Genomic DNA, 13,561 nt, shown 5'->3' on the forward strand with positions numbered 1-13,561 from the left:
TGGATGATGATCATGAGCAAGAGCACCCGCACCAATCAGCGCGTTGCGCGCATGCCTGCGCGTCCAGCCTTGATCAGCACCTTGCCGTTGCGCAAGACTTGGCCGATCAGCCTTTGCATCGGCCTGGTCGTCGGCTCGGTCGTCTTCAGCGGTGATGCGCTGGCCGGAGGCCCCACTGGCGGTGTAGTGGTTGGCGGCTCGGGCACGATCACGCAAACCGGCAACAGCACGATCATCAACCAGGCCTCGAACCGGTTGGCGTTGAACTGGCAGACATTCAACGTCGGCGCCAATGAGTCGGTGCTGTTCAACCAGCCGGGTCGCTCGGCCGTGGCGTTGAACCGCATCCTCGATCAGAACCCGAGCCAGATCTTCGGCCGCATCAACTCCAACGGCCAGGTCTTCCTGATCAACACGCACGGCATCATCTTCGGCGCCACCGCGCAGATGAATGTCGGAGGCCTGCTTGCCAGCACGCTGGATCTGACCCCGAATGATTTCCTGGCCGGGCACTACAACCTCAATGTTTCCGGTGCCGCGGCCGGCATCGTCAATCACGGCCTGATCCAGGCCGCCAGCGGCGGCTCGGTCAGCCTGGTCGGTGGCAGCGTGCTCAACGACGGACTGATCTTCGCCAACTACGGCAAGATCAATCTCGACGGCGCCGACCACGCGACGCTCGACTTCGACGGCAACGGTCTGATCAACATCCAGATCACCGGCGACCTCAAGCAGCGCCTGGACAACCGCGAAGCGGCCGTCACCAACAAGGGCACGCTGAGCGCCGAAGACGGCACCGTCGTGCTGCAGGCCTCGGCGGCCAAGGATCTTTTCACCACGCTGGTCAACAACTCCGGCGTCATCGACGCCAGCGGCATCAGCACCGACGGCGGCGTGGTGCGCCTGGTCGGCAATGGCGGCAACGTCGAGAGCAGCGGCAGCATCAACGTGTCCGGCGTGCATGGCGGTACGGCGCAACTGCTGTCCGACCAGAACGTAGGCATTACCGGCGGCAGCATCAACGCGTCTGGCACACTGGGTGGTGGCAACATCCGTGTGGGCGGCGGCTGGCAGGCTGGTGAAGGGCTGCAGACCGCGGCGGTGACCTACGTCGCACCCGATGCAATCTTGAACGCCGATGCCACCCGCTCCGGCGACGGCGGTTCCGTCGTGGTGTGGGGCAACCAGGGCAACAACTTCTACGGCAGCATCAGCGCACGTGGCGGTGCGTCCGGCGGCAACGGCGGCCGGGTCGAAACCTCGTCGCATTACGGACTCAATGCGCAAGGTTCGGTCGATGCGTCCGCAGCGCACGGCCTGTCCGGAACCTGGTTGCTCGATCCCTACGATGTGACCATCGACAAGCCTCCGCTGAGCGGAACGGCATGGGCCAATCCATACACTCCGACAGCCACGTCAACCATCAGGGCGAGCGACGTCGGTGCCGCAGTGACCGGCGGTACCAACGTATTCGTTTTCACCAACACTGCTGCCAACGGAGCTGACACGGGCAACATCACCGTCAACACCGGCATTTCCGCCAGCGGTGCCGGGAACCTCTATCTGGAGGCGGTGGGCAGCATTTTCCTCAACGCCAACATCAGCGGCAAGAACGCTACCAATCCGCTCGGTTTGTACCTGTGGGCCAATTACGGTGGAGCAGCAGCGGGCACGACCTATAGCAGCCAGGCGGCGTGCTCGACCTGCGTGGTCACCATCGGCAATACGGCCAATGCCGCCATCACCACGTTTGGCGGTGACGTGGATATCCGCACCGGCGACGCCAGCCATGCTGGTGGTGCCGTCAATATCGGCAACGGAGCGTTTAAGGGTTCTATCGATACCTCCGGCACGGCACCGGCGCGTGGTGCGTTGACGGTGAACGCTGCCGGCATCACGCAGTTGTCCGCCGCCGGCAATAGCATCGTGGCAGGCGCGGCGACGTTCAATGCGGGCGCGAACGCGATCACGCTGGGCAATGCCGGCAACAACTTCAGCGGCGCGGTGAGTCTGGCCGGCAGCAACGTGAGTCTGACCAACAACGCAGCGACGGTGCTGGGCGCCAGCACGGTGACCGGCACGCTGGCGGTGGGAAGCAATGGCGCGCTGACCCAGACGGGTACGTTGACGGTGACGGGTGCAGCGACGTTCACCCAGAACAACACGACAGCGGGCGCCACACAGGACATCAACCTGGGCACCCAGGCGAATGATTTCAAATCGGGCGTGACCTTTGCGGCCGGTGCCGGTGCGGCGATCAACAACTTGTCGCTGGAGAACACGGACGCGACGCCGGGTGCGCTGACGCTGCCGGCGAGCGTGGCCGGCAACCTGACCTTGAACTACACCACTGCGGCGTTGACGGTACCGGTGGTGGGTGTGGGCGGCAATCTGGATGTGAGTGCCGGCGGCGCCGGCGGCATCACGATCAACGGCAATGTGAGCACTGGCGGCGGGCAGACGTATCACAACGCCGTGACGCTGGGTAACGACGCGACGCTGGCGAGCACGGGCAATGGCGCGATCGACTTTGTCGCAACAGTGGACGGAGCGCACAACCTGACGGTGAACACCGGCGGCCTGACCACGTTTGGCGGTGCAGTGGGTGGCACGGCGGCACTGACGAGCCTGACCACAGATGCAGCGGGCAGCACGACACTGGGCGGCAATGTCAGCACGACGGGTGCGCAGACCTACAACGATGCGATGACCCTGGGTGGTGATGCGACCTTGGCGAGCAGCGGTGGCGGTGCGATCGACTTTGCTTCGACGGTGAACGGTGCGCACAACCTGATCGTGAACACCAGCGGCCTGACCACGTTGGGTGGAGCGGTCGGTGGTACGACGAAGCTGACGAGCCTGAACATCCAGAATGCGGCCGGCAGCACGACGCTGGGTGGCAATGTCAGCACGACGGGTGCACAGACGTACAGCAATGCGTTGACGCTGGGTGCGGATGCGACGCTGGCGAGCACAGGCAATGGCGCGATCGACTTTGCCGCAACGGTGGACGGTGCGCACAATCTGACGGTGAACACGGGTGGTGTGACCACGTTTGGTGGTGTGGTCGGCGGCACGACAGCGCTGACCAGCCTGACCACGGATGCGACCGGCAGCACGACGTTGGGTGGCAATGTCAGCACGACGGGTGCGCAGACGTACAACGATGCCGTGACGTTGGGCGGTGATGCGACGCTGGCAAGCAGCGGCAGTGGTGCGATTAAGTTGGCCTCAACAGTCAATGGTGCGCACAACCTGACGGTGAACACGGGCGGTGTGACCACCTTTGGTGGTGTGGCGGGCGGCACGACAGCGCTGACCAGCCTGACCACGGATGCGGGCGGCAGTACAACGCTGGGTGGCAATGTCAGCACGACGGGTGCGCAGACGTACAACGACGCGGTGACGTTGAACGGCGATTCGACGTTGACGAGCACGAGCAGCGGTGCGATCGACCTTGCCTCAACGGTCGATGGCGCGCACAAGCTGAGCATCAGCACGGGCGGCGCGGCTACCTTGGGTGGTGCGGTAGGTGGCACGACGGCGCTGACCAGCCTGACGGCGAACAGCGGCACGTTCAGCGCGAATGCGCTGACCATCAATGGTCCGCTGTCGGTGACCACCACGGCCGGTGGCATCGCGCAAGGCGGTGCGTTCAACGTAGCGGGCACGTCGAGCTTCAATGCGGGTGCGAACGCGATCACGCTGACCAATGCCGCTAACGCGTTCACCGGCGCGGTAAGCCTGACCGGTGGCAACGTGAGTTTGACGAACAACCAGGCGACGGTGCTGGGCGCCAGCACGGTGACCGGCACGCTGGCGGTGGGAAGCAACGGTGCGCTGACCCAGACGGGTGCGTTGACGGTGACCGGTGCAGCGACGTTCACTCAGAACAACACGACAGCAGGTGCCACGCAGGACATCAACCTGGGCACCCAGGCGAATGATTTCAAATCGGGCGTGACCTTTGCGGTCGGTGCCGGTGCGGCGATCAATAACCTGTCGCTGGAAAACATCGACGCGACGTCGACCGGACTGGTATTGCCGCCGCTCACCTCTGTGACGGGCAACCTGACCTTGAACTACGTCAACGCGGCCTTGACGGTACCGGGAGGGATATCTTTGGCCGGTGCGCTGGACGTGAGCGCGGGCGGCGGCATCACGATCAGCGGCAATGTGAGCACCGGCGGCGGGCAGACGTATCGCAACGCGGTGACGCTGGGTGCGGATGCGACGCTGGCAAGCACGGGTAGTGGCGCGATCGACTTCGTCTCGACGATGGACGGAGCGCACAACCTGACGGTGAACACTGGCGGCCTGACCACGTTTGGCGGTGCAGTGGGTGGCGCGACGGCACTGACGAGCCTGACCACAGATGCAGCGGGCAGCACGACGCTGGGTGGCAACGTCAGCACGACGGGTGCGCAGACCTACAACGATGCCGTGACGCTGAGCAACGACGCGATACTGGCAAGCACCGGTAATGGCGCGATCGACCTCGTTTCGACGGTGGACGGAGCGCACAACCTGGCGGTGTACACGGGGGGGCTGACCACTTTCGGTGGTGCGGTGGGTGCGACCAACGCGCTGACAAGCCTGAGCACGGATGCGACCGGCAGCACGATATTGGGCGGCAATGTAACGACCAGCAGTGCTCAGGTCTACGCCGACGCGGTGAGCCTTGGTGGTGACGCGATCCTTTCCAGCGCCGGCAGCTTCGTTGTTTTTCAATCGACGGTGGATGGTGCACATGCGTTGACCGTCAACACGCCAGCAAGTGTGACTGAGTTTGTGGGCAACGTCGGCAGCACGACGGCGCTGACCAGCCTCACCCTGGGTGCGGGCGGTAACACTTGGCTCATTGGCAACGTGACGACGAGCGGTGCGCAGACTTACGGCAATGCCGTGACCTTGTTGGGCGCTTCGCCGCAGACCTTGACCGGCAGCGCGATTGGTTTTGCCTCGACGCTGGATGGCGCGCAGGCGCTGACGGTGAACGCGTCAGGTGCGACCACGTTTGGTGGTGTGGTCGGCGGCACGACGGCGCTGACCAGCCTGACCACGGATGCGGCGGGCAGCACGACGCTGAACGGCAATGTCACCACCACGGGTGCGCAGACGTACAACGACGCGGTGGCGTTGGGCGGCGATTCGACGTTGACGAGCACGGGCAGCGGTGCGATCGACCTTGCCTCGACGGTGGATGGCGCGCACAAGCTGAGCATCAGCACGAGCGGGGCCGCCACCTTGGGTGGTGCAGTCGGTGGCACGACGGCGCTGACCAGCCTGACCGCGAACAGCGGCACATTCAGCGCGAATGCGCTGACCATCAACGGCCCGTTGTCGGTGACGACCACGGCCGGTGGCATCACGCAGGGCGGTGCCTTCAACGTGACGGGTGCATCGAGCTTCAACGCGGGCACGAACGCGATCACGCTGACCAATGCCAGTAACGCATTCACCGGCGCAGTGAGCCTGACCGGTGGCAACGTGAGTTTGACGAACAACACCGCGACCGCGCTGGGCACCAGCACGGTGACCGGCACGCTGGCTGTAGGTAGCAACGGTGCACTGACCGAGACGGGCGCGTTGACGGTGACGGGTGCGGCGACCTTCACCCAGAACAACACGACGGCAGGCAGCACGCAGGACATCCTGCTGGGCACCCAGGCCAATGATTTCAAATCGGGCGTGACCTTTGCGACCGGTGTCGGTGCCGCGATCAACAATCTGTCGCTGGAGAACATCGACGCGACCCCGGGCGCGCTGACGCTGCCGACGAGCGTGGCCGGCAACCTGACCTTGAACTACACGAATGCGGCGTTGACGGTACCGGTGGTGGGTGTGGGCGGCAATCTGGATGTGAGTGCCGGTGGCACCGGCGGCATCACGATCAACGGCAATGTGAGCACCGGCGGCACGCAGACTTACAACAATGCGGTGACGCTGAGCAACGACGCGATACTGGCGAGCACCGGCAATGGCGCGATCGACTTCGTCTCGACGGTGGACGGTCTGCACAATCTGACGGTGAACACGGGTGGCCTGACCACGTTCGGTGGAGCGGTAGGCGGCACGACGGCACTGACCAGCCTGCAGACGGATGCAGCCGGCAGCACGCTGCTTGGCGGCAATGTCAGCACCAGTGGTTTCCAGATCTACAACGATGCGGTGACCCTGGGTGGCGACGCGACACTTTCCAGCACCGGCAGCGCCGTTATTTTTGAATCGACGGTAGATGGTGCGCATGCATTGACGGTCAACACGCCGTCGGACGGAGTTGCCTTTGTAGGCAACGTCGGTAGCACGACGGCGCTCACCAGCTTCACCCTGGGGGCGGGCGGCATTACCGAGCTCTTTGGCAACGTGACGACGAGCGGCGCGCAGACTTACGGTAATGCCGTGACCTTGTTTGGCGCTTCGCCGCAGACCTTGACCGGCAGCGCGATTGATTTTGTCTCGACGCTGAATGGTGCGCAGGCGCTGACGGTGAACGCGACAGGCATGGCCACCTTTGGTAGCGCCGTGGGCGGCACGACGGCACTGACCAGCCTGAACGTAAATAATGGGGCCGGTAGCACAACGCTGGATGGCAATGTCAGCACCACAGGTGCGCAGACGTACAGCAATGCGGTGACGCTGGGTGGTGATGCGACACTGGCCAGCAGCGGCGGTGGTGCGATTGACCTGGTTTCGACGGTCAATGGCGCACACAACCTGACGGTGAACACCAGTGGTGTGACCACCTTTGGTGGTGTGGTGGGTGGCACGGCAGCACTGACAAGCCTGACCACGGATGCGGCCGGCAGTACGACGCTGGGTGGCAATGTCAGCACGACGGGTGCGCAGACGTACAACGACGCGGTGACGTTGAACGGTGATTCGACGTTGACGAGCACGAGCAGCGGTGCGATCGACCTTGCCTCGACGGTGGATGGCGCGCACACGCTGAGCATCAGCACGGGCGGCGCCGCCACCTTGGGTGGCGCAGTTGGTGGCACGACGGCGCTGACCAGTCTGACCGCGAACAGCGGCACATTCAGCGCGAATGCGCTGACCATCAACGGCCCATTGTCGGTGACGACCACGGCCGGTGGCATCACGCAGGGCGGTGCCTTCAACGTGACGGGTGCCTCAAGCTTCAACGCGGGCACGAATGCGATCACGCTGACGAATGCCGGCAACGCCTTCGGCGGTGTGGTGAGTCTGACCGGCGGTACCACGCAGATCACGAACGCCAGTGCGCTGACCTTGGGCGCAGTGAACACGGGTGCATTGACGGCGATCAGCACGGGTGCGCTGAACCTGGGTAGCGGAAGCATTGCTGGCAACCTGCAGGCGACCAGCAACAACGGCGCAGTCAGTCAGAGCGGTGCGCTGGCGGTGAGCGGTACCAGCACCATCAATGCGGGGACAGGTGCGATCACGCTGGCCAACGCCGGCAACACCTTCGGTGGCGCAACAAGCCTGACTGGTGGTGCCACACAGATCACCAGCGCGAGCGCGCTGACGCTCGGTGCGCTGAGCACAGGCGCATTGACGGCGACCAGCACAGGTGCACTGAACCTGGGTAGCGGCACCATCGCAGGCAACCTGCAGGCGACCAGCAACAACGGTGCGGTCAGCCAGAGCGGTGCGCTGGCGGTGAGCGGCACGAGCACCATCAATGCGGGGACGGGTGCGATCACGCTGGCCAATGCCGGCAACGCCTTCGGCGGTGCGGTGAGTCTGACTGGCGGTGCCACGCAGATCACAAACGCCAGTGCGCTGACCTTGGGCGCAGTGAACACGGGTGCATTGACGGCAACCAGCACGGGTGCCTTGAACCTGGGTAGCGGCACCATCGCAGGCAACTTGCAGGCGACCAGCAACAACGGCGCAGTCAGTCAGAGCGGTGCGCTGGCGGTGAGCGGTACCAGCACCATCAATGCAGGGACAGGTGCGATCACGCTGGCCAATGCCGGCAACACCTTCGGTGGCGCAACAAGCCTGACCGGCGGCACCACGCAGATCACCAGCGCGAGCGCGCTGACGCTCGGTGCGCTGAGCACGGGTGCGTTGACGGCGATCAGCACAGGCGCACTGAACCTGGGTAGCGGCACCATCGCAGGCAACTTGCAGGCGACCAGCAACAACGGTGCGGTCAGCCAGAGCGGTGCGCTGGCGGTGAGCGGCACCAGCACCATCAATGCGGGGACGGGTGCGATCACGCTGGCCAATGCCGGCAACGCCTTCGGCGGTGTGGTGAATCTGACCGGCGGTGCCACGCAGATCACGAACGCCAGTGCGCTGACCTTGGGCGCAGTGAACACGGGTGCATTGACGGCGACCAGTACGGGTGCCTTGAACCTGGGTAGCGGCACCATCGCCGGCAACCTGCAGGCGACCAGCAACAGCGGCGCAGTCAGTCAGAGCGGTGCGCTGGCAGTGAGCGGCACCAGCACCATCAATGCGGGGACAGGTGCGATCACGCTGGCCAACGCCGGCAACACCTTCGGCGGCGCAACAAGCCTGACTGGTGGTGCCACACAGATCACCAGTGCGAGCGCGCTGACGCTCGGTGCGCTGAGCACGGGTGCGTTGACGGCGATCAGCACGGGCGCCCTGAACCTGGGTAGCGGCACCATCGCAGGCAACTTGCAGGCGACCAGCAACAACGGTGCGGTCAGCCAGAGCGGTGCGCTGACGGTGAGCGGAACGAGCAATATCAATGCGGGGACGGGGGCGATCACGCTGGCCAATGCAGGTAACGCCTTCGGCGGTGCGGTGAATCTGACTGGCGGTGCCACGCAGATCACGAACGCCAGTGCGCTGACCTTGGGCGCAGTGAACACGGGCGCCCTGACGGTGACTTCGGGCGACCTCGCGATCAACGGTGCGGTGAACAGCACGTCGGTAGCGTTGAACTCGAGTGGTGCCATCAGCGAAGGTGGCAGTGGCAGCTTGGCGACGGGCACCCTGACCGGCCAGTCGACCGGTGCGACAACTCTCAATGGCACCAATCTGATTGGCACACTAGGAAGCTTCAATGCGGCGGGCTTCAGCCTGACGAACGCGCAATCGCTGGCAGTGACGGGGCCGGTCAACGGCGGTGCCAGTACAGCGCTGACCACGACGGCCGGCGACCTGGCAATCAATGGCGCGCTCAGTGGCACGTTGACCACCCTCAACTCGGCCGGTGCGATCACCGAAGCGGCGGGCGGTGTCATCACGGCCGGTACGCTGACGGGTCAGTCCGTTGGCAGTACTGACCTCAATGGCGCCAACCTCATCACGACGCTCGGCAGCTTCACTTCCGACTTCAGCCTGACCAATGCGCAGACATTGACGGTAGCGGGCCCGCTCAATGGTGGTCCGGTGGTGACGCTGACCACAACGGCCGGTGACATCATCATCAATGGTGCGGTGAACGGCACGACGACCACGCTCAATGCCGCCGGTGCGATCAGCGAAGGCGCGGGCGGTGTCATCACCGCGAGCACGCTGAGCGGCCAGTCCGGCGGTGCAACGAGTCTCACCGGCGCCAACCACATCGGCACGCTGGGCAGCTTCAGTGCGGCAGGCTTCGGTTTGACCAACGCGCAGACGTTGGCGGTAACCGGCCCAATCAACGGCGGCAGCAGTGCCGCGCTGACGACCACCACCGGCGACCTGGCGATCAACGGTGTGGTCAATGGCACAACGACGACGCTGACCTCAGCCGGTGCGATCAGTGAAGGTGCGGGCGGCAGCATCACCGCAGGCACATTGAACGGTCAGTCGGTCGGTGCGACGGCTCTCAACGGCACCAACCACATCGGCACGCTGGGCAGCTTCAGTGCGGCAGGTTTCGGCCTGACCAATGCGCAGGCGCTGGCGGTAAGCGGCGCGGTCAACGGTGGCGCCAGCACGACGCTGACGACGGCCGGCAACCTTGCGATCAATGGTGCAGTAAGCGGCACCACGACGACGCTGACCTCGACCGGTGCCATCAGCGAGGGTGCCGGTGGCAACATCACTGCGAGCACGCTGAGCGGCCAGTCGACCGGGGCTACCGCTCTCAACGGTACCAACCACATCGGCACGCTGGGCAGCTTCAGTGCGGCAGGTTTCGGTTTGACCAACGCGCAGACACTGGCGGTGAGCGGCCCGATCAACGGCGGTGCCAGCACGGCACTGACGACGACGGCCGGCGATCTGGCGATCAATGGTGCTGTCAATGGCACCACGACGACGTTGAAGTCGGCTGGTGCGATCAGCGAAGGCGCGGCTGGCAGCATCACTGCGAGCACGCTGAGCGGGCAGTCAGCCGGTGCGACGAGCCTCAACGGCGCCAACCACATCGGCACGCTGGGCAGCTTCAGTGCGGCGGGCTTCGGACTGACCAACGCGCAGGCGCTGACGGTGGCCGGCCCGATCAACGGCGGCAACAGCACGGCGTTGACGACGACCGCCGGCGATCTGGCGATCAACGGCGCGGTAAGCGGCAATACAACGACGCTGAAGTCGGCCGGTGCGATCAGCGAAGGAGCGAGTGGCGTCATTACCGCCGGGACCTTGAGCGGTCAGGCTGTCGGTACGACCACGCTCGGCAGTGCTGCCCAACGCAACAACAACATGGTCAGCACGCTCGGCAACTTCTCGTCGCCGGCGGGTTTCAGCATGACCAACAACAAGACGCTGACTCTGGCGTCGGTGGCCGGCAGCACGTTCACGGTGAATGCGGGTACCTCGAACTTCTATCTGTCCGTGACCAATGGCGACCTGTTCCAGCTCGGTACCACGCCGGTCTACGATGGCACGGGCATCTGGGGTTCGACCGGTCGCATGGGTACCGGCCTGGCGCCGATCTATGTGGTGGGCACGGGCCTGCAATTGATCGCCAACGTCGGCCTGCCGCCGGCCTACTTCTACGCCATCGACAGCAGCGGCAACCTGTTGCCGTTGGGCGGCGGGTTTGCGGTCAACGTGCCGACCGCGGCGGGCGCAGGCGGCGCCCAGAACAACAATCACGGTGATTCGTACATCGACCCGAGTGTGATCACGGCGAATTACCGCTCGTACGGCATCGTGCCGTCTGGCGTGCGTCTGCCGGCCGATCAGCAGAGCGGTTGCGATCCCGATCAGCCGGATCAGACGGATTGTCAGGACAACAACAGTGTGGGGATGGTCGGCGTCATGTTGAACATGCGCCGATGAGCATCAGCAGACTCGGTGCAAGCATCCTGTTCGGGCTGCTCGCGCCGAGCCTTGCCGGCTCAGCGGCCGCACAGCTTGCGCCGCGCCTGACCGGGTCGGTCATCATCGACCAGCTCGAAGCCGCCCAGCACGATCTGGCGGCGCGGGCCACTGCTCTGCCGCATTCCAGCCTCGGTGCCACCAGTCAACGCCTAGCCAGTCTGGCCGATGCTTTGCGCAAGACACTGGGCGGTGACGTGGGCAAGCCGATCGACATCATCGCTGCGGACGCCAAGGCCAGCGCGTATCGGGCCTCCGCTGCGGCTCAGCGGACGCAGGCTTATCTGGATGCCAGCAAGGGTTGCCTCGACGCCGATGCGAGCGCGATGGCCGATGCATTATCAAAGACCGTGGAGCTGCTTGCTGCCGGCGGTGGTTCGGCCAAGGTGCAGCCGGTCATCGATGGTGTCGAGACACCGGATCGCCGGCCGTTGTTCGTACTGCGCAACGGCAGCAAGGACACCGTCTTCGCGCTGACAGGTGCGAATCTGTTCGATGCGCAATGCGAAGATCCGGTGGTGACTGCGACCGACGGGCAGGGCAAGCCGCAGAGTATTCAGCCCAGCGTGACCGGCGTATCGCCCAGCCGGATCGAGCTGAAACTGCCGGACAGCAGCCAGCTGCAACCGGGCAGTTATGTGCTGCATGTGATGTCCAAGCGCAAGGCGTTTCTGGTTGGTTGCGCGGCGCAACCGGAGGTTGTCGCGGCCGTGCAGGTCGCGGCCCCGGCGAAGGTTTCGGTGAGCTATGGGCTGACTGCGACATGTCAGTCAGGCGATGGCCAGCAGGTCATGCCACCGGTCACCGGAACGATGCCGGATTTCACCGGCAGCGGCGCGGTTTCGCAGAGCATCGCGATAGCCGGCTGCGCCAGCCCGGTCAGTTACGCGATCACCGCCAAGGTGACGTTCGGCGACGGGCATAGTGCCTCGGTCGGACCGTTCAGCCAGATCGCATCGGCGGGCATCACGGCGGGGCTGCCGGGCGGACTGTCGCTGAGCTGGGACCCTTCGGTGCGCCAGCTTTTCGTGCGGCCCTCGGCCAACACCTGCAAGGGCGTTTACTGAGCTGTTTGCAACAGCAACGCCCGACATGGACAGGTGAGTTTTATTCGTCGGCAGGAGCGCCGGAAACGACCTGCAGTTCGGAGATGCCGCCGGGCGCGAGATCCTTCAACAAGTCCATGAAGTCCATGCCTACCAGACGCTTCGCGCGACGCAGCAGCAGCGGCACCGGGCTCGAGGGTTCGTTGCGCGTGTAGTAATCGCACAGTTCATCCAGTCGACGCATCACATCCTGCGGCCCGGAAATGGCGCCGGTCGATGCGCGAACGCCGCCTCCGCCAGCTCCAGCTCCATCGTCGCTGACGCCGTCCCCTTCAACGGAACCTTCCTGCGGCATGCGTTGCGCCAGCTGCGGTTCCAGAAACTTCTTCAGCTCGTAGATATCGCTGAGCAGGTTCTTGAAATCCGGTCCCGCGGTGCCGACGCGATCATTGAAAATGCCGTCGATCGCCTTGGCGTGTTCAAGTGACTCGCGAATGGCGGTCGTCACGGCGACGAGATCAGCTTCCGGGCAGTCCATGCAGCAGGCTTCGATTTCGGTCATCGTCGCCCCCGGTTCACCCTCGGATGCGGTGACTTTCAGCGTGCCATTGGCAATACGCAGAGCGCGTAAATCAAATCGTCCCAATCGCGGCGATTGCACGAAAGGCGTGATGCGGAAATAGCGCAATACACCTTGCAGATCGCCAAGTGGAACCACCGAATTAACACGCATCGTCGGATCGTTATCGTCTTCGGCATCCAGTTTCGGGTGCACGGTGTCCCAGAAATGCTCAAGCAGGCCACGAATCAGGCCAAGGCCCGCATTCCAGCCAGGCATGCCGGAGGTGCGCGTCCAGGCCGTGGTGAGGTGAACGGCGGCGCGCAAATCCTTGGATCGACCCAGTACGGTTTCGGCCAGTTCGGCGACCTTGTCCCAATCGGGCTCTTCGGCCGCCTTGACGCTGTCTCCCACTGCGCGCTCGGCTTTCGGGGCGGCGGCGCGTTCGAGAGCGAGAAAATCCGGATCGTATTCCAGATCGTCTCCCGACGGCGTGTCATCGCTGATCGGTGCCAACAAAGACTCAAGATTATATTGCGTCATGGGTTTGCACCGCCTTCCAGGAGGGATTCCCGCATTATCACCAAATATCGACGCAAAACCAGTCATGCGCCCGATTTAAATCGGGCTGAAGCAGTTGGACAGCTTATTGTTGGCAAGCAAGACTCCGGTGCCCGTGGCCGGGATTTTCTGACCGCCGTGATAATGGAGTCGCACAGCGACTTTCAAGCTATGCGCC

The 13,561-nt window shown here is 64.3% G+C and carries 3 protein-coding genes; 2 read left to right on the forward strand and 1 reads right to left on the reverse strand.

All coding sequences use genetic code 11. The annotated features are described in order from the left end of the window. The first annotated feature begins 12 nt into the window (after nucleotides 1-12). On the forward strand, nucleotides 13-11,178 hold the full coding sequence (locus IE071_RS02225; protein ID WP_189439546.1) for a filamentous hemagglutinin N-terminal domain-containing protein: 11,166 nt from the start codon (nucleotides 13-15) through the stop codon (nucleotides 11,176-11,178). After that, on the forward strand, nucleotides 11,175-12,284 hold the full coding sequence (locus tag IE071_RS02230) for a hypothetical protein (RefSeq protein ID WP_189439547.1): 1,110 nt from the start codon (nucleotides 11,175-11,177) through the stop codon (nucleotides 12,282-12,284). Before IE071_RS02225 ends, IE071_RS02230 begins: the two co-directional genes overlap by 4 nt. Before the next feature lie 40 nt (nucleotides 12,285-12,324). Here IE071_RS02230 and tssA read toward each other — a convergent pair whose 3' ends face one another. Beyond that, a complete protein-coding gene (tssA, locus tag IE071_RS02235; RefSeq protein ID WP_189440853.1) occupies nucleotides 12,325-13,365 on the reverse strand; it encodes a type VI secretion system protein TssA in 1,041 nt (346 codons plus the stop codon). Between the last annotated feature and the right edge of the window lie 196 nt (nucleotides 13,366-13,561).

Source organism: Rhodanobacter panaciterrae, assembly GCF_014651895.1.
Lineage (GTDB): Bacteria > Pseudomonadota > Gammaproteobacteria > Xanthomonadales > Rhodanobacteraceae > Rhodanobacter > Rhodanobacter panaciterrae.

What these genes read in the sequence shown, in the direction of transcription:
- IE071_RS02225 (WP_189439546.1), top strand. Translation starts at nt 13, where the DNA reads ATGAGCAAGAGCACCCGCACCAATCAGCGCGTTGCGCGCATGCCTGCG.
- IE071_RS02230 (WP_189439547.1), top strand. Translation starts at nt 11,175, where the DNA reads ATGAGCATCAGCAGACTCGGTGCAAGCATCCTGTTCGGGCTGCTCGCG.
- tssA (WP_189440853.1), bottom strand. Translation starts at nt 13,365, where the DNA reads ATGACGCAATATAATCTTGAGTCTTTGTTGGCACCGATCAGCGATGAC.